Below are 20605 nucleotides of genomic sequence, written 5' to 3' on the forward strand. Positions count from 1 at the left end.
GGCACCTGCTCAGGCGAGCAGTTCGCGCAGCTCCGCGGCGCTGAGCGCGCCGGACCCGGTGGTACGCCCCGGGCTCGGTGCGGTCGAGAACGTGGCCTCGGCTTCGGCGGTGGTTTCGGCTGCGCCGCCTCCACCGGCTGCACCGTCCTCTGCCAGCACCCCGGCCACGAGTTCGCGTTTGGATTCCTGCAGGGCCAGGACCTTCTCCTCGATGGTGTTGGTGGCCACCAGCCGGTAGACCATCACCGGCCGGCGCTGCCCGATCCTGTGCGTGCGATCCACCGCCTGGGCCTCCACCGCAGGGTTCCACCACGGATCGGCCAGGACGGCGTAGTCGGCCATGGTCAGGTTCAGGCCGACCCCGCCGGCCTTGAGGCTGATCAGGAACACCGGATCATCGCCCTTGGCGAAGCCCTCGATCACTGCAGCCCGGCGCTTGGTGGACCCGTCCAGGTAGGCATACCCCACGCCCTCGGCCCGCAACCGCTCGGCGATCCGGCCGAGGTAACGGGTGAACTGGGAGAACACCAGCACCCGGTGCCCTTCCGCAGCCGCCTCGCGCAGCAGCGGGAGCAACACCTCGAGTTTCGAACTCTGCGCCGTGGCCTCCGGTTCCACCAGGGTCGCGTCGATGGCCAGTTGTCGCAGCCGGGTGAGAGCGGCCAGGACCTCCACCCGGTTGCGGTCCAGATCCTCCACCAGGCGCAGCACCCGCTGGCGCTCGAGTTGCAGGTGCTTGTCGTAGAGCCGCCGGTGTGCCGGGTTCAGTTCCACCGGCACCACCTGTTCCTGCTTGGTGGGCAGATCGGTGGCGACCTGGTCCTTGGTGCGGCGCAACAGGAACGGGGCGATCCGGCGGCGCAGCCGGGACATCAGGTCCGGTGCCTGCGCCTGCCCGCTCTCGATCGGCCGGCGGTAGACCGCTCGGAACTGTGCGGGGCTACCCAACAAGCCGGGTGCGGCCAGCGCCGACATCGCCCACAACTCCTCCAAGGTGTTCTCCAGGGGTGTGCCGGTGACGGCGAAGGTGAGCGGGGCGGCGACCTTCTTGGCGCTCGCGAACGCCTTGGATGTGTGGTTCTTGGCGTGTTGGGCCTCATCGAGCACCAGGCCGGCCACGTCCAGTTCGGCGTACTCGGTCGCCTCCAGGCGCAGCAGTGCGTAGGAGGTGACGATGACGTCGGTCTCAGCGGCCACCTCGGCGAGTGTCCGCCCGCGGCGGGCCCCGGTTGCGCTGACCTGTGCCACGCGCAGATCCGGGGTGAACTTGGCGGCCTCGGCGACCCAGTTCGGTACCACCGACGTCGGCGCGACCACGAGCCACGGCCCACTCGGGGCGGTGGCTTCGGGTGCTGGAGGGTTCTGCACTACCAGCGAGGAGGGGACGATCTCGGTGCCGGCAGGTTCCTCGCCCCCGGTGATCGCTGCGACGTTGGCTGCCTGGGCGCGCTCATCCAGGATCATTGCCAGCACCTGCACCGTCTTCCCGAGCCCCATGTCATCGGCGAGGATCCCGCCCAGCCCGCTGCGGCGCAAGGTGGCCAACCACTCATAGCCCGACTGTTGATAGGGCCGCAGCGTGGCGTGCAGACCGGCCGGAAGCGGCGGGGGTTCGGGCGGGTGCTGCGCCGCATGCCGCAACGCCCGGAACCACTCGTGCTCCGAGGCAGAGACCAGACCGAGGGCCAGCAACTCCTCCCACCAGGACACTTGCACGCGCGGAACCCGTAGTGCCTTGCGACGCTGGTCGCCCATCTCGCGGGACTCGGCCAGCAGCGCCCGGAGTTGTTCCAGTTCGGGGTCGTCCAGGAGCACATAGGTGCCATCGGGAAGGAAGAGGGCGTCGAGTTCGCGGGTCAGGGCTGTGATGACGTGACTGATCGGCACCTCACGCCCGGCCACGGTCATGGTGACGTCCAGATCGAGCCAGTCCCGCCCGGACTCGGTGACCGAGACCTGCACCGTCGGGTCGCCGGCGTGGGCGAACGACGGCAGCGCGCGGGCGGTGACGATCACCCCTGCCTCCTGCAACTGCGGAAGGACGTTATCGATCAGGGTGACCACGGCCAGCCCGTGCACCTGCGCGCGCGGACGTGGCCGCTCGTCGTCGACCGTGCCGGGCAGTGGTCGCAGCAGCGCCGCGGCCCGGGTGCACAGGGCCCGCTCGGCCTCGGCGTCGCGCCGCGGATCAGTCTGCTCGCCGGGCAGGTCGAGCGGGCCGTACCCCTCTCCGTGCTCGTCCCGGTAGTGCACCGTCCAGGCCAGCACCGCCTGCGGTGTGGCCGGTTCGTTCGGGCCGGAAGCCACGCCGTCGGCGCCGGTGACGACCTGAACCTCCAGGTGCAGCACCGGGGTAGGAGGCGGCGGCGGGATGTAACTGTCATCGGGGCTGATCCAGGTCTCCCGGAGGATCTGCGGCAGCACCTCCCGCTGGAACTGGCGACGATCGGCCGGTGGGACGCGCACCGGGGCGCCGGTGCGGCGCAGGGCGGACCAGGCCGAGCTCGCCGGGCGGGGCAGGGGAGCCAGGTGCAGACCTGCATCATCGGTCCAGATCAGGCCGTGGGGCGGGGTGCCGATCGCCGTCAGACTCTGCCCGGCTCCCGGCGCGTTCGGGTGGGTGAGCACAGCGCCGACCCGGATCTCACCGTCGTGCTCGGTCAGGGTGATCGGCGCCGTACCCGGGGCGGACTCGATCATGACGGCGCGGTAGTCGGTGGCAACCAGTTCCACACCGGAGGCCACGATCTGCTCCAGGATCGGCCACACGCCGGGGTTGTCGATGCGGTCCAGGCTGATCCAGGCCGGCTCACCCATCGACCACGGGTTGGATTGGTTGGCCATCCGGCGCAGCGCGTCCAGGGCGTCCACCTGGGATCGGGCGGCACCATTGATGTGGCCACCGCGCACGCTCGACCAGGTGGCCCCGGCGTTCACCCACGCCTTGCGCTTTCCCGGCCTCATCGGTCGTACCCGCAAGGCGCCGTCCTCGGCCCGGCCCGCCCAGGAGAAGTGAGGAGGCGCTCCCGCATCCGGCGGGTCGAACTCCACCGCCAGGGCCAGAGGGGAGGTGGCGGGCTGCGGCTCACCGAAGACCTCGGTGAGCACGCTCTGCCAGTGCGCGGGCGAGCGGGCGGGCTCGCGGGTGTGGTGCCGCGCGGTCAACAGCAGGGCCACGGCGTGCTTGCAGTCGAACTGCACCGGGCAGGTGCACTGTCCCTCGATCTCATCGACGTGCCCGTGCGAGGTGACCTGGTACTCCGCGCGCACGTGATAGGTGCGTCCGCCCGATCCCTGGCAGGTGCCGGCCACGTACCGGTTCTGGTCGTGCTCCAGGACCTCGGCCCGGCCCTGGCGTGCGTAGGCCCGGCCCCGGGTGAACGTGTTGGGGCCCACGATCCCGATCAGCTCGATGCCGGTGTCCACGCCGTCCACGTTAGATGGTGCCACCCACATCTCACCTCGGCGCCTGCGGCAGCGGTGGACAGCAGGAGCGGGTCAGGGCGTTGGTGGATGACCGGGGCCGGGCACGGCGTTGGTGGATGACCGGGGGCGGGCACGGCGTTGGTGGATGACCGGGGGCGGGCGGTGCGGTGGTGGACAACCGCTATTTGCCGGTGTTTGCGGCGCCGGGCGATACTGACCGGGCCGTCCGGGCCGGTGATCACCGTGGTCACCGACATCTGGCCCGGCACCTGCCGAGCCACAACATGACTGAACTCATCCTTGCCCTGGCGCCCTTCGCCGTCGTCCTCGGGATGCGCGCCGTCCGGATCCCCGCCCTCTGGGCCGGTGTCGCCGGGCTCGCGGTCGCCCTGCTCGGCGGTTCCACCGTCTTCGCGCCCACGGGTGAGGCGGTGGCGGCGACGGCGGCCCAGATGGGCCCGACCGTGCTCGCGGTGGCGCTGATCATCCTGGGCGGGTTGGGGCTGGCCGAGGCGATGGCCCGCAGCGGCGGGCAGGACGCCATCGCCGACTGGCTCGATCGCGCGGAGGCCGGCCAGGACCGCACCGTGTCGCTGCTGCTCCTGGTCTACGGGCTCACCCCGTTCCTGGAGGCCGTCACGGGGTTCGGGATCGGGCTGGTGATCTCCGCACCGCTGCTGATCAGGCACGGACTGGCACCGGTGCGGGCGGTGACGGTGGGGCTGCTCGGCATGGTCACCGCGCCCTGGGGATCGCTGGCCCCGGGCATGCTGGTGGCCTCCCGACTGGGTGGGGTGGACTTCGCCGACCTCGGTGTGTGGTCGGCCCTGCTGAGCCTTCCGGTGCTGGTGGTGAGCATGGTCGGGGTGCTGGCCCTGGCCGGTGGTCGGGTCGGTGCACGGCGGGTGGTGCTCGCCGCCGTCGTGGTGGCGCTTCAGTGGGCGGGCCTGATCGGGGCGAGCCTGCTGGTGGGTCCGCCGCTGACCGGTGTGCTGACCGCGCTGGTGGTGATCGTGGTGCTGCTTGTCCTGACCCGCATCAGCTACGGGCCGCTCCCGGCGATCACCACCCGGCTGCGCAGGGGCGTGCGGCCCTACCTGCTGCTGGTCGGCGGGATCCTGGTGACCACCGCCGCGCTGGCGATCGCGGGGGATCCGGCGGGACTGGCGTGGCTGGCCAGTCCGGCGCTGTGGCTGGTGGCCTCCGCGATGCTGGCTCCGGTGCTGCTCGGGATCCCGAGGGTGGAGCGCCCGGCGATGGCGATCCAGGTGCTGAGGCGCTGGCTGCGCCCCGGTGGCACGGCGGTGATGTTCCTGGCGTTGGGCATCGTGATGGCTGTCACCGGGATGGCCGACTACCTGGCGGTCACTGCCGCACAGATGGGGATCGGATTTCTCGCGACGATCCCCGCCATCGGGGCCCTGGGTGGTTACCTGACCGGCTCCAACACCGGTTCGGCCGCCATGTTCTCCACCGCCACCACCACGGCCGCCCTCGGGCTGGACACCAGCCCGATAGTCCCCCTGGCGGCCCAGAACGTGGCCGCGTCTTTCGGGATGAACGCCTCACCCGCACGGATCGCGCTCGCCACGGCGGTTGCGCTGCCTGCCGGGGAGCGGTTCCCCGCGCGCTACGTCGCGGTGCTGGCAGGGGCGATCACGGTGGCCGTGGCGATCCTGGGGGCCGCGACGCTGCTGATCGGATGAGCGCGCGTGCGACCCTATTGGTCGGTGACTTCGGGCGGATCGTCCGGCAGCGGTCCGCTCCGACGGTTGGGGGTGCCACCGTGCGTCAGGTAGTACAGTCCCACCGCCACCAGCGTGATCGCCGCCATCACCAGGTACATCGGTGAATACCCCAGGTAGGCCACCGCGAAGCCCAGCAGGATCGGGCCCAGGCCGGTGCCGATGTCCAGCATCAGGAAGAACGTCGCGGTGGCGACCCCCACCCGGTCCCGTGGGGCCAGCGTCACCGCGATGGCCTGCATCGAACTCATCAGGGTGCCGAATCCGAGCGCGAGGAACACCGCACCGAGCAGTAGCACCGCCGGCGTGCGCGCGACGCTGATCACGGCCAGGGCTACCGCGAGGGAGAGCAGCGACGGGTAGATGATGGTGTTGTCCCCGCGGGAATCGTGCAGGCGTCCGGCGAAGGGCCGCACCAGGAGCACCGACGCGGAGTAGACCACGAAGAACACCGTGGTCATCTCCTCCATCCCCAGCGATGGGGTGTACAGGCTCATGTACGTTATCACCGAGGAGAAGGCCGCCCCGGCCACCAGCATCACCGAGGCCACCGGGATCACGGTCGGCTCCAGCAGGGACCGTAGCACCGGGCCTACCGAGCGTCGCCGTGCCCGCGGGCGCGGGCGAGGGGCTGGGGCGGCCGGACTGGGCAGCCGCAGCAGCAACGAGAGGCTGAATGCCAGCACCGCCAGCCCGGTGAAGACGGCGAACAGGACCTGTGGGCCCGGTCCCATCAGCACCGGTACCCCGTACAGCGGGCCGACCGCGCCGGCGATCACGCCGCTCATCCCGAAGTAGCCGGTGCCCTCGGAGCGGCGCCGTGGCGGCAGCAGGGAAATGACCGAGGCCGCCATCGCGGTGTTGACCAGCCCGAAGGCCATCCCGTGCAGCACCCGCACCACCAGCAGCAGGGCCAGGGTGTCGGCGAGGAAGTACAGCGCCAGTGCGCCCACCTGCAGACCGATCCCGACGACGACGATGCGCCGCCGTCCGAGCACGTCCAGGTATCGCCCCGCAAAGGGCCGGGTGAGCAGCGCGCCGACCACGAAGATGCTCGCCACCGCGCCCGCCTGCGGTTCGGTCGCGCCCAGTTCCCGGACGGCGTAGGGGGCCATCGTGACGATGGAGGCCATGAACACCATCGCCAGCAGCAGGTTCGTGCTTGTGGCCAGGGTGAAGTCGCGCGTCCAGATCGGTGGCTGCCCGCCGCGGGCTCGTGGGGTCCGGGGCGTGGGCATGGATCCTCTCTTGCAGGCGTGACGTCCAGGGCATGCTACGCCGCGGCCCGGTGATCCCGCGCGCCGCGTTCACCAGGTGAGCGGGCGGGGCGGTTCCGCTTCTCCGGCCACCCCGGCCCGCCGTCGTCGGGCCTCACCTTCGGTGGGGGGAGGCTCACCCGGGTGGGTGCGCACGCACTGGCGGGTGCACGCAGGCCCTGGTGGGCCTCACATCGGGTAGCGCAGCAGCGCCGCGACGGGTCCGTCCCCGGGGATGTCCTCGGCCCGTACCGCCAGCACCCTGGCGCCGGTGCGTAGGGCGCGCCGGGCGATCTCGTCCGCCACGCCGTAGTCCAGGGCATCGGGGGAGGCGGAGAGCGTCAGCGCGCCGTCGGCCTCGTCCAGGAACCCGCCCTGGTGGCTGTCGATGTCCACCAGCAGGGTGTCCACGGCCCCGAACGTGGCGGCCCGGGCCACCTGCTGGGTGTCCAGCGCCACGCGCTCGCGCGGGTAGTCCTCGTTCAGATCCTGCGCGACGGCGGCGATCTCGTCAGCGTAGAGCCGGTCCATGATCGTCCGCGCCGCCTCCGCAAGGGCGGCGTCGTCGAGCTGATCCGGGTTCCCTTCGATGCCCTGGCCGGCCAGGTTCGTGGAGCTGGAGACCGACCGGTAGATGCTGGCCAGCGGTTCGGCCGCGGCCAGGATCAACGGCACGCGCACGTCGGGAAGCAGCGGGCGCAGAGCGCGATCGACCATGCGGGCGTACTGGGTGAGCCGGACCCGCTCGGTGTCCCCGGAGGACATCCGGGCGAAGGATTGGCGGTTCGGGTCATCGGTGCCGCCGACGGCGTCCTCGAGGCTCTCGGGCAACTCGTCCACCGAGACCTCGAACGCGGGGGAGTCCGCGGTGATCTCCACCAACCGGGCGGCGTTCGCCGACAACGCCAGCACGAACGCAGTGTGCGGGAAGGTGACTGCGCGCAGGATCGGCTTGATGTGGAAGCGGTCGGAGACCTCGTGCACGCTCGTCAACGTGCTCGGCAGGCGGAAGGTGTGCGTCTCGGAGGCAGTGAGGAAGATCGCCAGGGAGTTCGACAGGTAGTTCCAGAACGACGCATCGGCGCGCAGCGCCTCGGCGTGCTCGGTGATCGCCTCGATCAGGCGACGCTCCACCCCTGCTTCGGTCAACTGGTTGGCGGCGTCGCTGATCGCGTTGCGCAACTCGATGCGAGCCGCCTCGTTGTCCGCGCTGACCGGTGAGGTCTGCAGGTAGATCGACACACAGGGCTCGTCGCGTACGGCGGCGAGCCGCTCGATGTCGGCCGAGGTGGGGATGTCGGTGTGCAGGGCCATGGGGCCTCCTCCTTGACTGGGACGGAATGGGGCGTGCGCGTCACCCACGTGGGCATGGCACCAGCCTATGGAGGTATTCCGGCGCCGGCAGGGGGCCTTGGTCCCATGCGGGTGCCCCTACCGAGCGGGGTCGGCCGCGTGTCGATCGTGCCCGTGGCGTGTTGCCCGGGACCGCGTCACAGGTAGGTCTGCACCTCGGCGTCGCTGCGAAGATCATCCACGTGGGCTCCGACCGCCTCGGAGCGGTTCTGGTTACGCACCTGGGCCTCCAGTTCCGGGCGGATCTCCTCCAGTTCGTAGCCGTTCTCCTCGTCCTCACCCAGACCCATGGACTCGTAGAGTTCGACGACCTCCTCGTCGGTGGGTTCGTCGACCTCGATGTCGTTCTCGACCAGTTCCTGGACCAGCAACTGGGTCTGGGCATCGTCCCGGACCTGTTCCTCGGTGACGCCCTGTTCGGCGTAGACGCCCAGCAACTCCTCCACCGACTCCATCTGGTTGGATGTGGCGGTCTGCTCCAGGAGGGCCTCGACGTCCTCCTCGCTGGCCTCGTATCCGCGCTGATGGGCGTCCTGGACCAGCAGCTCACTGTCGACCATGGAGTTCAACGTCTGGGACTTCAACTCGTTCTGGTCGACCTCCTGCCCGGACGCCTGGGACTCCATCGCCATCTGCTGGAACTGCATCTGGTACAGCGTGACGAACTCGTCGCCGGCGATGTCGGTGCCGTTCACCGTGGCGACCACGTCGGGGACGTCCTCGACATCGGGTTCGGGCATCTCCGGCATCTCGGGCATGCCGTCCTGCTCTTCCATCCCCGGTGCCTCGGCGTCCTCGGGACCGGGGTCCTGCGGGGCGGATTCGCTGCACGCGGCCAGGGCGATCAGGGCGGCGGCGGTGGCGGCGGTGGCCAGCAGTTTCCTCGTCACAGTGCGAGTTCCTTTCAGAGAGGACGGACCGGGCACCGTAACACGCACAGATCACCGAACCCCAGGCCTCACGGTGGGGCCGGGGTGGTGGGATTGGTCACGCCGCCGGCGGTGGTCGCAGGGCGCAGTGGTCAGTAACGCCCGATCAGGATCCCACCGGGCGGGTTCGGCGAACTGAGGTTCGCGCGGGGCCCGAGGGCCGCCTGACTCCGCAGGTGCGACCACACCCGCTCCCCGCACGTGACGGCCAGGTGTTCTCGTTCCCGCGCCCGGTTCCGCGGGTCCTGGTCCCACATCCTGCGGGCGGCGCGCACACGCCGGCGTTCAGCACGCTTCGCCTTGCGATCCTTGGCCATGGTCGCCTCCTCGGCTCTGGCTGAGGTGCATGGTTTCTTGAGGATACCGAGGATACCGAGGATACCGGCCTCATCGGGGGTCCTCCAGGGTGAGACCGCCTGCCGTCGCCCGGGACCCTTCGGCGACCGAATGTCGGTGGTCGTTAGTACGGTTGTTCCATGGCCAACGACCAGACCATCGACGTCGGTACGGTGACGCAAGCGCCGTCGCTGCTGGCGCAGATGGCCCTGACCCTGGACGCGCTGGCCCAGGGGGAGTGGTGGCGTGTTCCCGAAGGTGACCTGGTGGAGGTGTTGGGTGCACTGGGCCGGGTACGGCACCAGTTGTCGCGGGCCGAGGTGCGCGCCACGGCTGAGGTGATCGACCGAGGGATTCCGCGCGACCGCTGCCTGACACCAGTGGATTACCTGACCCAGGCTCAAGGTCGGCAAGCGCCGATGCCCCCGGTGGGGCACGCCCTGATGACCGTGCGACTGGCCGAGGCGGTCCGGACGCTGAACGGTGGGCCCGGGTTGGGCACGGGGCCAGGTGGCGCCCAGGAGGAGGGTGGCGCCGTGGAGGAGGGTGGCGCCGTCGCCCAGCTTGATCCAGCGCAGGGCGGCGCCGCCGACGACGGGCGGGCCGAGCAGGACGACGGGCGGGCCGAGCAGGACGGCGGGCAGGCAAGGCAGGACGCGCCCCTGCGCGGCACGCTGGCCGCATTCGATCGGGCGGAGTTGGGCCCCTCGCGGGCGGCGGCGATCGTGCAGTTCCACGACGAGGTGGCTCCGCACTCACCCCCGGACGCGCTGGCCGCGGCGATGACGACGATCAATCAGGGCGCCACCGACACTTTCGGCCCACGTGGGCTGGCCCGGGATGCGTTGGGGATCGACCGGGATCCGGAGTCGGTGATCCGCAAGCACGGCTGGACCGACCGACAGCTGCGCGTAGTCCTGGGGACCTCGCGCAAGATCATCAAACCTGCCCGGGAGAAGGAGGAGTCCGAACGGCGTGGGCGAACCTTCCGCTCCCTGCACTCCCTCCCGGTGGGTGAGGACCTGACGGAGTACCGACTCGTCGTCGAGCCCGAAGGCGCGGCCGTTGTGGATGCGGCGATCTCTGCGTTGTCGGCACCCGAGAAGGACGACGACGGCGCCGCCGATCCGCGAACGCCCGCCCAACGGCGAGCCGACGCGCTCCTGACGATCGTCCGGCGCGGTGTCTCCGCTCCGGAGGGCGTCTCGCAGACCACCAAGGCGCAGGTGATGGTGACGATTCCGCTCACCGCGCTGACCGAGTGCGTCGATGGTGCGGGTATCACCATGACCGGACAAGTGCTCTCCCCGACGACGGTGCGACGGCTGGCCTGCGATGGTTCCATCATTCCGGCCGTGCTCGGCACCGAGGGTCAGATCCTCGAGATGGGGCACGACAAGAGGTTGTTCACCCCTGGACAGCATCGGGCGCTGTGGCATCGTGACAAGCATTGCTCGTACCCGGGTTGCACGATTCCTCCGCAATGGTGCGATGCTCACCACGTCCGGCATTGGGCCGATGGCGGCCCGACCGACATGGACAACGGCGCGCTCCTCTGCGGGCGCCACCACACCTATGTGCACGCGAACGATGTCACGGCCACCGTGACGTCCGCCGGGGTCACCTGGCACACCTGACTACCCCGCCCCGCACCCGGCCGCCCGCGGCTGGGTCCCAGGCCTGCCCGGTGCGGCTAGGCCCGGGGTTGCGGTGGCGGCGCCGGTGCGGCCGGTGGGTATGGCGGTGCCGGTGCGGCCGGTGGGTATGGCGGTGGACCCTGGTGCTGCACGGGGACCTGGTGTGTTGCTGGGGTCTGCGGGTCGGGGCTCGCAGGATAGTAGGGCTGCTGGTTGGGCGGGTGCTGCACCGGCGCTGCCTGCGGGGGTTGGTAGTGGGGGCCAGGGGCAGGTGGTGGCGTCGTCGATGCTCTGGGCCGTTGCGGCGGCTGGTACTGGGCGGACCCTGGTGGAGGGGGAACGTGGTGCTGCCCCGGTGCCGGGTACTGCGGCGAAACCTGATGGTGCGATCCGGGGGGCGTGGGTCCCGGTCCGGACGCCGGGGGGCGGCGGGAACCCATCAATCGGGCGAGCAGGCGTTCCAGCGGTCCTTGGCCCAAGGTCTTCTGCCAGATGATGGCGAATGCCAGGCTGGCCAGCACCAACCAGATCAGCGGCCAGTTCGAGACCGGGTACCAGACCGCGTCGGTGCCGAGGATGGCGATATAGACGATGTGCAGGCTGTAGATCGTCAGCGACATCGCCCCGACGGCGTTCAGGGGAGCGGCGATCACGCGCAGCGGTGCCAGGGACATCGCGAGCAGGCAGAGGCCCAGCAGGGCCACGGCGAAGCCTGCGTTGCCCAGCATCTCCGGGGTCGAGTTGGCATGCGGCTCGATGGTGATCAGGTCGAAGGCGATCGTGCCCTCCCGTCCGACCAGAGCGCCTTCGGCGAACGCTCCGGCGCCGTAGCCCAGCGCGGCCACCACGGACCCGATACCAAGGAGGGCGGTAGCCACCCTCGGGGAGCGCAGGTCGGCCTTGCCCACCGCTACGCCCACCAGGATGTAGGCCAACCAGGTGATCGCCGGGTAGTAGCCGGACCACACCTCGGCCAAGCCGGGCAGCAGCGCCAGTTCGTGCACCGGGCCGGCTTCACCGTGGAAGGCGTGCCGGGTCAGGACCAGGACCTGCGGTCCGATCGCTAGCACGATGCCGGCGCACCCGAGCACCGCCACGGCGCTCATTCGTAGGAACGGCACAGCCACGACGAACAACACCGCGTAGGCGGGCAGGATCACCGCCACCGGGGTGCCCAGGAACACCAGGCCGTAGCCGAGGAGGTACAGGATCAGGGCCCGGCGCAGGATCCGACCGCGCTGGAAGGCGAACCTGGCCGGGTCGTCCTGGGCGCGGCGGGTCATGAAGACCAGTCCGATCCCGGCCAGCATCGCGAACAGCGCCGAGGGCCGCCCATCGCCCAGGGAGAACCAGCCGGTGGTGGTCCAGATCTCGCTGTGGCGCTCCATCCCCAGGTGCGCCACGAACATGCCCAGCACCGCCAGCCCGCGGGCGGTGTCGACCCCTACGATGCGCGTGCGCGCTCTCGTCTGCATCCGCCCACGGTACCGACTGCGCATGGCGCGGCGAGACCGGGCATGCGCCCGTGAGCCCGGCGATCCCACGGAACCGGCGGGTCGTGTGGCCGCATACGGGCTGGTGAGGGGCGCGGGCGGTGGCAGTAGGGTGAGGATCATGCAGATCGCACGGTTCGCCCTCGGTGATGACCCGCGCTATGGCGTGGTCGACGACAACGACCTGGTGGTGCTCTCCGGCGACCCGCTGTACACCCCGATCGACCCCACTGGCCAGCGGGTGCCGATCGACTCGGTACGGCTGCTCGCCCCGGTGATCCCCCGGTCGAAGGTGGTGGGGATCGGGCGCAACTACGCCGAGCACGCCGCCGAACTGGGCAACGAGGTGCCGCAGCGGCCGCTGGTGTTCCTCAAGCCGAACACCGCGGTTATCGGACCAGATGACCCGATCCTGCTGCCGTCCTACTCCAGCGAGGTGCATCACGAGGCCGAGCTCGCCGTCGTCATCTCCCGGATCTGCAAGGACGTGCCGGCCGAGCGCGCAGGCGATGTGATCTTCGGCTACACGGTGGCCAACGACGTCACCGCGCGCGATGTGCAGTCCGAGGACAAGACCTGGACCCGGGGCAAGATGTTCGATACCTCCTGCCCCCTCGGCCCGGTCATCACGATGGACCTGGACGTGGCAGACCTGCGGGTGCAGGCCCGGGTGGACGGTGAGTTGCGGCAGGACGGCTCCACCGCCCAGATGGTGCACAAGGTGCCGGAGCTGATTGCCTACGCCTCCTCGCTGTTCACCCTGCTGCCCGGCGACGTCCTGCTCACCGGAACCCCCGCGGGGGTCGGCCCGATCGAGGCCGGTCAGCGCGTGGAGGTGGAGGTCGAGGGCATCGGGACCCTGGCAAACCCGGTGATGCGGCGCTAGTCGCGGTCCTGCCACCTCGCCTGTGGACGTCGCCGGCGTGCTGCCGGTGTCGTCACGAGGCGTCCGATCTGGGCGCTGAGATGAGGATCTAGGCGGGGCGAGTTGCTCGATAGGGTGGGGGATCATGGCTACCCCAGACTTCGCAACCGGCGCCGATGTGCGTGTGCGGTTCTGCCCCTCACCCACCGGCACCCCGCACGTCGGCCTGATCCGCACCGCCCTGTTCAACTGGGCCTACGCCCGCCACCACGGCGGCAGGATCGTGTTCCGGATCGAGGACACCGACGCCGCCCGGGACAGCGAGGAGTCCTACCGCCAGCTGCTCGACGCCTTGGGCTGGCTGGGCCTGGATTGGGATGAGGGCGTGGAGGTCGGCGGACCGCACGGGCCCTACCGGCAGTCGCAGCGGATGGACATCTACTCCGACGTTGCCGCCCAACTGCTTGCCGCCGGGCACGCCTATGAGTCCTTCTCCACCGCGGAGGAGATCGAGGAGCGCCACCGGGCGGCCGGGCGGGACCCCAAACTCGGCTATGACGGATTCGACCGCGACCTGACCGAGGAGCAGAAGCAGTCCTACCGCGACGCCGGCCGCACCCCGGTGCTGCGGATCCGGATGCCCGAAACCGACATCGTGGTGGACGACCTCATTCGCGGGCAGATCACCTTCGCGGCCGGCTCGGTCCCGGACTTCGTGATCGTGCGCGGCAACGGTCAGCCGTTGTACACCCTGGTCAACCCCCTCGACGACGCCCTGATGGGCATCACCCACGTGTTGCGCGGTGAGGACCTGCTCTCCTCCACCCCGCGCCAGGTGGTGCTGTGGCGGGCGCTGATCGACCTGGGGCTGGCGCAGGCGGTGCCGGCGTTCGGGCACATGCCGCTGGTGCGCGGTGAGGGCAACCGCAAACTGTCCAAACGCGATCCCGAGTCCAACCTGTTCACCCATCGTGAGCGGGGCTTCCTGCCCGAGGGGTTGCTGAACTACCTGGCCCTGCTGGGCTGGTCGATCGCACCGGACCGGGACATCTTCACCCGCGAGGAACTGGTGACCGCGTTCGACATCGCCGACGTCAACCCCAACCCGGCGCGGTTCGATGTGAAGAAGGCCGAGGCCATCAACGCCTCCCACCTGCGGTTGCTCGACGTGACCGAGCTCGGCGCCCGGGTGGTGCCCTACCTGCACGAGGCCGGCTTGGTCGGCGCGGAGACCTGGGATGGCCTCGACGAGGCTGAACAGCACCTGCTCACCCAGGCTGTTCCGCTGATCCAGGAGCGCATGGTGCTGCTGGGGGAGTCGGTGGGGATGCTCGGGTTCCTCTTCCGCACGCACGCCGACCTGCCCCGGGAGGAGGATGCGATCAACGCCTTGCGTCCCGAGGCCGCTGACGTGCTCGATGCTGCCGTCGCCGCGCTGGAGCCGAGCCAGGACTTCGGTGCCGGCCACACCCAGCACCTCCTGCGCGAGGCGATCGTGGAGGGCATGGGGATCAAGCCGCGGTTCGCCTTCACCCCGTTGCGGGTGGCGTTGTCCGGCCGGCGGGTCTCCCCGCCGCTGTTCGAGTCCATGGAGATCCTCGGCAAGGATGAGTCGCTCGCGCGGTTGCGCTCCCTGCGCGCCGACCTGGATGACTAGCAGGCCCGACGGCGTGCGCGCGGATCCCGCGTTCGGTGCCGCGGGTGTTGGGTCGTTCCGGGCGGGTGACCCAGACCGGGGAGACCAGGGAGACCGGCCAGACCAGGGAGACCGGGGAGACCAGGGAGACCGGGGAGACCGGGGAAGCCGGGGAGACCGGGAGCCTGCGGTGGCTGCAGCAGACCGACCCGGCGTCGAGGCCGTGCTGTTCGACGTCGATGACACCCTGGTGGACACCGCCGGGGCGTTCGCGGCGGCGATCGAGGCCGTCGCACAGGAGTACCTGCCCCACGTCGGTGTTGAGGAGCACGCCGAGATGCTGGCCCTGTGGCGTGCCGACGCCCGCGGCTACTACCGGCGCTTCACCCGCGGCGAGATCACGCACACCGAGCAGCGCCGGGCGCGTGCCGCCGAGCTTCACGAGGCATTCGGCGGTCCGCCCTTGCACGACGATGATGACCTGTTCGCGCGGTGGGATGCCCGCTACAACGAGGCCTTCGCGGCGGCCTGGCGCCCGTTCGACGACGCCCTGGCCTGCGTGCGCGAGGTGTCCGGCCGTGGCCTGGCCGTCGGCGCGGTGACCAACGCGCAGCGGGCGACGCAGGAGCAGAAACTGCGTCGGTGCGGCCTGGCCGATGACGTGCCCCTGCTGGTCACCCTGGACACCTTCGGTGTGGGAAAGCCCGACCCGCGGGTCTTCACCGAGGCCTGCCGGCTGCTCGGCACCGACGCGGCCGCCACGGTCTACGTCGGCGACGAACTGGACCTCGACGCTCGTGCCGCCCGCGCCGCGGGCCTGCGTGGAGTGTGGTTGGACCGCCCCGGTCGACGGCGTGGGGGAGCCTTCGCCGAGGATCCCGAGGCGGCACGCGCGGAGGGCATCGAGGTGATCTCCGGCCTGTCCGAACTCACGGTGTTGCTGGAACCCTGACCGCAGGAACCCGGACGCAGAGCGAGCGCGGTCCACGACCGGCTGGACGCGTCCGGGCCGATGCACTCGGTTCGTGGCTCGTCCGGCACTTGCCGCCCGGGCAGGGCGCTGCTCGGTCGGTCAGCGCACCTCGAATCCATGCAGGTTCTGGGCCTCGGCCTCCTGCGTCTCCACCTCGGTCACCTGGGCGTGCCGGGGTCCCTCGTGGGCCCAGTCGATCAACGTCTGCACGGCCTCGGCCGGACCCTGCACGTGTGCCTCGACGTTGCCGTCCGGGGTGTTTCGCACCCATCCGTCCACACCGAGTTGTTCGGCCCGGCGCCGGCAGTTCTGGCGGTACACCACGCCCTGAACGTGGCCGCGGATCATCAGGTGACGGGCGATCTGATTCATTCGCCCATCCTGACCCATCCCGGCTGCCCGAGCACCTGCGCACGCCGCCGACAGGCTCCAGGACGCAGTCGCCGTCGGGCATGTGAGATCTCCCACCCCCACGGGTTTGGGCGCGGCCACCGGGCTCGGGTAGAGTTACCGGCTGGTAGGACGTCCGGGGTTGTTTCGGTGCGCGCGGGACACTCTGACGTCATACCCCCTTGGGGTATGGTGTAATCGGCAGCACGACTGATTCTGGTTCAGTTAGTCTAGGTTCGAGTCCTGGTACCCCAGCGCCGACGATGTGCAGAGCACCCCGTGTGCTCCGGTATGATCGTCGGGCTGCTCGGCCCCGTCGTCTAGTGGCCTAGGACGCCGCCCTCTCAAGGCGGTAACGCCGGTTCGAATCCGGTCGGGGCTACACGCGAGAACCCCTGGCGAAAGCCGGGGGTTCTCTGCTTTGTGGCCGGCTCGGGGCCGACGGCGTCCATGCCTCCGATGATTCACGGCGCTCCTGCCGGAGTCCCAGCGGGGTACGGCTGTGACCCACTCCGGCGCGTGCCCCGCAAACCCGCGCCGGCACCGGGCTACCCTCGGATCATGGTTTCGCCGGCGCCTGCCCGCGAGCACTGTGCGGTCGGGAGGAGGACGCAGTGATGGTCCAGCAGCACCCCAGGAGAACGGCATCGGTTCTCGTGGCCACCCTGACCGCCGTCGGGCTCTTCCTGGCCGGTTGCTCGTCTCCGACCGACGGCGAGGACGCCGACGCCGACGCCCCTGCCCCGGAGTTGACCGCCGCCGAGGCGCTGGCCGAGGCGATGGCCGGCGGGGACTTCTCCGAGGCCCCGATGGGCGCCGAGGAGCGCGAGATCGCCCAGGCTGACGTCGATGCGGCCCTTGCGCAGATGGAGGGCATCGACCGGGAGGTGGAGGTCAGTTGGGTCTCCAGCCCGTACGAGGAGGATGAGGGCCTGGCCGCCGATGCGGCGATGCGCTGGCACTGGAGCATGCCCGGCTCGGAGCAGACCTGGTCCTACCCGATCTCGGTGCACTTGTCCGCCGAGGACTCCGAGACCTGGCACGCCACCTGGTCCCGGGACCTGATCGCCCGTGAACTCGGTGAGAACGGGGTGTTCGTGGTCGAGCGAACCGATGCCGACCGGGGTGCCATTCTCGATGGTGACGGGGAGATCCTGGTGGCGGAGCGACCGGTCTTCCGGATCGGGATCGACAAGACGTTCATCGAGTCCGACGACTGGGCCGACGCCGCGCTGGCACTGGCCGAGGAACTGGACTTCTCCAACCCGCAGGCCTACGCCGACCGGGTCCTGGCCTACGGCCCGCGGGCGTTCGTGGACGCGGTGGTGATCCCCCAGGACAACCCTGAGGGCCTGGACCTGGACACCCTGCGCGCCCTGGACGGAGTGCACTTCGTCTCCGGGGTACGCATCCAGGGCCCCACCGAGTCCTTCGCCCGCCCGGTGCTGGGCCGGGTGGGGGAGGCCACCGCCGAGATCATCGAGAACTCCGAGGGAAGCATCGAGGCCGGTGACATCATCGGACTGTCCGGCCTGCAGGCCCAGTACGAGGAGGTCCTGCGCGGCAGACCTGCCGTGGCCATCTCCGTCGTCGACGGCGCCCCGGTCTCCGACGCCGGCGAGGGTGCCGATGACGGCGAGGGTGCCGGCGAGGACGACGACGGCGCCGGTGGCGAGACCGATGGCGGGGGAACAGGCGCCGAAGCCGCCGGCGACGGGCAGCCCGAGGGCGCCGAGCCCACGCAGGTGTTCACCTTCGACGCGGGCGACGGCATCGATCTTGAGACCACCCTGGACGCCGACATGCAGGTCCTGGCCGAGAAGATCCTCGCCGAGGTGGAGCCGGCCAGTGCCCTGGTGGCGCTGCGGCCCTCCGACGGCCACGTCCTGGCGGTGGCCAGCGGCCCGGGATCGCAGGGCTGGTCCACCGCGACCCTGGGCCAGTACGCCCCCGGCTCGACCTTCAAGATGGTCACCGCTCTGGCCATGCTGCGCGAGGGGATGGAACTGGAGGACACCGTGCAGTGCCCCGAGACGCTCACGGTGGACGGGCGCACGTTCTCCAACAACCCGGGCTATCCGGACGAGATGCTCGGTGACATCACCGTGACCGAGGCGATCGCGCACTCGTGCAACACCACGTTCCTGGCCCAGCACGACCGGATCGGTCCGGCCGATCTCGCCTCGGCCGCCACGGCGCTGGGACTGCTGGACTCCGGGGAGTTCGGGTATCCGCTGTTCCTGGGTTCGGTGTCACAGGAGGTGGGAGCCACCAACCACGCGGCGGCCATGATGGGTCAGGGCCAGGTGCTCGCTTCCCCGATGGGCATGGCGGTGGTCGCCGCGTCCTTGTCCGCCGGGCAGACGGTGCGTCCCACCCTGATCCGCAACCTTGCCGACCTCACCGCCGACCCTGCTGAGGGTGCCGAGGGCGATGACGTTCCCGAAGGGGGCGACACCCAGGATTCGAGTACCGACGGCGACGACGGCGGTGCTGACGACGAGGACGGCACCACCGGGGACGACGACGGCGCCACCGGGGACCAGGCCGGTGCCACCGGCGACGACGACGGAGCGGCCGGGGAGTCCGAGGAGGACGGAGCCACCGGGGTTCCCGGCGACGACGGTGACGGAACCGACGGCGGCGAGGGTGCCCAGGCCACCGAGATCTCCCCGCTGACTCATGAGGAAGCCGCTGTGCTGCGCCAGGCGATGCGCGCCGTCGTCGTCGATGGCACCACGCCGATGCTCGCCGATGTCGACGGCCCTCCGGTGGTGGCCAAGAGCGGCACCGCCGAGCACGGCAGCGACGAAGCCATCCGTACCTGGGTAATCGCCATCCAGGGCGACCTGGCCGTGGCGGCCTTCGTCGAGGACGGGGAGTACGGGGCGGCCACCTCCGGTCCGCTGGTCGCAGAGTTCCTCGACGGCATCAACTAAAGCGACGTCAACGCATCCCCCACCTCGAGGTGTCCGCGCAGCCGGTCCCGTGCATCACGATCCGGACACAGATTGCGAAAGCGTTACCGCGTGTGTGCATAGCCGCTTATGCTGCGGAGCACCACACACCCCGTGGTGCAACAGAAGCAGTGACGTGGGGCGCTCCGGCGGCTTGGGTCTCGACCGACCCCGGCGCCACGCCCAGCCCGCATGAAAGCGTGACCTTCGAGAGGACGATGGAGTCATGACAGCAGTGAGAAGCAGACGACGGCTACGGCTTGCCACCGCGCTCGTGCTCGGGGCCGGGTTGGTCGTGGCAGGGTGCGCCCAGGATGCGCCCTCGGATGAACCGGAACCGGACAGTGGCGCCGAGGACGGTGCGGCCGACGGTGAGGAAACCTCCGGTGAGGACGTCGAACTGCGGATGTACTGGTGGGGCTCGGACCTGCGGCACCGGATCACCGAGGAGGCCATCCAGGCCTATGAGGCCGAGAACCCCGGTGTCACGGTTCAGGCTGAGTACGCCGACTGGTCGGCCTACTGGGACCGCTTGGCCACGATGACCGCCGGCGGGGACATGCCCGACATCATCCAGATGGACCTGCAGTTCCTGTCCGAGTACGCCGCCCGTGGAAGCCTGGCCGATCTGGAGAACCTCCCGATCGACTTCAGCGAATGGGATGAGGGCACGGTGGACAACGGGCGCACGCCCGACGGGCTGTTCGCTGCGGTCGCGGGGATCAACGCCCAGGTCGCCCTGCTCAACCCGGCGGTGTTCGAGGAGGCCGGCGTGGACCTGCCCGATGACACCACCTGGACGTGGGACGACTACCTCGAGATCGGCCAGCAGATCAGTGACTCGGGAGTCGGGTACGGCACGTCTCCGATCATCTCCGACCACGCTGCCGAGGCGTGGCTCAACCAGCGCGGGCTCAGTCTGTTCACTGACGACGGCGGGCTCGGGTTCGAGGCCGCCGACCTGGCCGAGTACTACGCCTACATCGAGGAACTCACCGAGAGCGGCGCAGCACCGGACCCGGCGACCCAGGCCGATGACATCTCGGCACCCTTGGACCAGTCCCTGTTCGGCACCGGGCAGAGTGCGATGAGCTTCTGGTGGAGTAACCAGTTGGCCGCGGTGGAGGACGCCTCCGGGACCGATATCGAGATCGCGCTGCGGCCCAGTTCCAACGCCGGGGACTCACCCAGCGGGACGTACTACAAGGCCTCGATGTTCTTCTCCATCGCCGAGACCAGCCCGCATCAGGAGGAGGCTGCCGCGTTCCTGGATTTCATGCTCAACAGCGAGGAGGCGGCTCCGATCGTCCTCGCCGAGCGGGGCATCGCGCCGAATCTGACGGTGCGTGAGGCGATGCTTGATGACCTCACCGAGGCCGACGTGCGGGTGTCGGAGTACATCGATGACATCGCCGACGTCGTGGACTCCCCGCCGCCGATCCCGCCCGAGGGCGGCAGCGTGGCCCAGGAACTGATCCAGCGGATCGGTCTTGAGGTGGTCTTCGGCCAGTCCACTCCGGAGGAGGCCGCCGAATCGGCCTACGCCGAACTGTCCGACAGTGTGGTGGGGGGCTGAACCGCAGTTGATCGTGCGTGATCTGGCTTGATC

General features: G+C 70.1%; 14 protein-coding genes and 2 tRNA genes. 9 read left to right on the forward strand and 7 right to left on the reverse strand.

Annotated features, from left to right (window positions below; genetic code table 11):
• Positions 1-9 precede the first annotated feature (9 nt).
• Positions 10-3450 (reverse strand): SNF2-related protein, encoded by a 3441-nt coding sequence (locus ACPL7H_RS04115; RefSeq protein WP_424795850.1) that lies wholly within the window; start codon positions 3448-3450, stop codon positions 10-12.
• A 260-nt stretch (positions 3451-3710) separates the two neighbouring features.
• On the opposite strand from ACPL7H_RS04115, the gene ACPL7H_RS04120 reads away from it, so the two are divergent.
• Positions 3711-5132 carry an L-lactate permease gene (locus ACPL7H_RS04120; protein WP_424795851.1) on the forward strand — a complete coding sequence of 474 codons (1422 nt, stop codon included), beginning with the start codon at positions 3711-3713 and terminating at the stop codon, positions 5130-5132.
• Positions 5133-5146: 14 nt separating this feature from the next.
• On the opposite strand, the gene ACPL7H_RS04125 is transcribed toward ACPL7H_RS04120, so the two are convergent.
• From ACPL7H_RS04125 to ACPL7H_RS04140, 4 genes are all read right to left on the reverse strand, one after another.
• Positions 5147-6409, reverse strand: a complete 1263-nt coding sequence (locus ACPL7H_RS04125; RefSeq protein ID WP_424795852.1) for an MFS transporter — start codon at positions 6407-6409, stop codon at positions 5147-5149.
• 207 nt (positions 6410-6616) lie between these two features.
• A complete protein-coding gene (locus tag ACPL7H_RS04130) occupies positions 6617-7741 on the reverse strand; it encodes a hypothetical protein (RefSeq protein ID WP_424795853.1) in 1125 nt (374 codons plus the stop codon).
• Between the two features lie 176 nt (positions 7742-7917).
• On the reverse strand, positions 7918-8670 hold the full coding sequence (locus tag ACPL7H_RS04135) for a SurA N-terminal domain-containing protein (RefSeq protein WP_424795854.1): 753 nt from the start codon (positions 8668-8670) through the stop codon (positions 7918-7920).
• 131 nt (positions 8671-8801) lie between these two features.
• Positions 8802-9026 carry a hypothetical protein gene (locus tag ACPL7H_RS04140; RefSeq protein ID WP_424795855.1) on the reverse strand — a complete coding sequence of 75 codons (225 nt, stop codon included), beginning with the start codon at positions 9024-9026 and terminating at the stop codon, positions 8802-8804.
• Positions 9027-9185: 159 nt separating this feature from the next.
• Here ACPL7H_RS04140 and ACPL7H_RS04145 point away from each other — a divergent pair, with 159 nt between their 5' ends.
• The gene (locus ACPL7H_RS04145; RefSeq protein WP_424795856.1) at positions 9186-10682 is read left to right on the forward strand and encodes a DUF222 domain-containing protein; all 1497 of its coding nucleotides are present in this window, start codon (positions 9186-9188) and stop codon (positions 10680-10682) included.
• 56 nt (positions 10683-10738) lie between these two features.
• Here the strand turns inward: ACPL7H_RS04145 and ACPL7H_RS04150 are convergent, their stop codons facing one another.
• Entirely contained in the window at positions 10739-12157 is a 1419-nt protein-coding gene (locus ACPL7H_RS04150; RefSeq protein WP_424795857.1) for a heparan-alpha-glucosaminide N-acetyltransferase domain-containing protein, read from the reverse strand.
• Positions 12158-12296: 139 nt separating this feature from the next.
• Between ACPL7H_RS04150 and ACPL7H_RS04155 the strand changes: the two genes are divergently transcribed.
• From ACPL7H_RS04155 to ACPL7H_RS04165, 3 genes are all read left to right on the forward strand, one after another.
• Positions 12297-13061 (forward strand): fumarylacetoacetate hydrolase family protein, encoded by a 765-nt coding sequence (locus ACPL7H_RS04155; protein ID WP_424788868.1) that lies wholly within the window; start codon positions 12297-12299, stop codon positions 13059-13061.
• A gap of 124 nt (positions 13062-13185) precedes the next feature.
• The gene (gltX, locus tag ACPL7H_RS04160; protein ID WP_424795858.1) at positions 13186-14697 is read left to right on the forward strand and encodes a glutamate--tRNA ligase; all 1512 of its coding nucleotides are present in this window, start codon (positions 13186-13188) and stop codon (positions 14695-14697) included.
• A gap of 169 nt (positions 14698-14866) precedes the next feature.
• Complete coding sequence (locus ACPL7H_RS04165; RefSeq protein WP_424795859.1) at positions 14867-15628, forward strand: HAD family hydrolase; 762 nt, start codon at positions 14867-14869, stop codon at positions 15626-15628.
• A gap of 120 nt (positions 15629-15748) precedes the next feature.
• Here ACPL7H_RS04165 and ACPL7H_RS04170 read toward each other — a convergent pair whose 3' ends face one another.
• A complete protein-coding gene (locus tag ACPL7H_RS04170) occupies positions 15749-16021 on the reverse strand; it encodes an acylphosphatase (protein WP_424795860.1) in 273 nt (90 codons plus the stop codon).
• A gap of 201 nt (positions 16022-16222) precedes the next feature.
• On the opposite strand from ACPL7H_RS04170, the gene ACPL7H_RS04175 reads away from it, so the two are divergent.
• The 4 genes from ACPL7H_RS04175 to ACPL7H_RS04190 all read left to right on the forward strand — a co-directional run bounded on the left by ACPL7H_RS04175 (position 16223) and on the right by ACPL7H_RS04190 (position 20572).
• Positions 16223-16294: transfer RNA gene (locus ACPL7H_RS04175), tRNA-Gln, on the forward strand.
• A 54-nt stretch (positions 16295-16348) separates the two neighbouring features.
• Positions 16349-16421 (forward strand) — tRNA-Glu (locus tag ACPL7H_RS04180).
• Positions 16422-16656: 235 nt separating this feature from the next.
• Entirely contained in the window at positions 16657-18978 is a 2322-nt protein-coding gene (locus ACPL7H_RS04185; RefSeq protein ID WP_424795861.1) for a penicillin-binding transpeptidase domain-containing protein, read from the forward strand.
• 244 nt (positions 18979-19222) lie between these two features.
• Positions 19223-20572 (forward strand): ABC transporter substrate-binding protein, encoded by a 1350-nt coding sequence (locus ACPL7H_RS04190; RefSeq protein ID WP_424795862.1) that lies wholly within the window; start codon positions 19223-19225, stop codon positions 20570-20572.
• The last annotated feature ends 33 nt before the right edge of the window (positions 20573-20605 follow it).

The sequence above is a fragment of the Pseudactinotalea sp. Z1732 genome (genome assembly GCF_049724975.1).
GTDB lineage: Bacteria > Actinomycetota > Actinomycetes > Actinomycetales > Beutenbergiaceae > CALKWS01.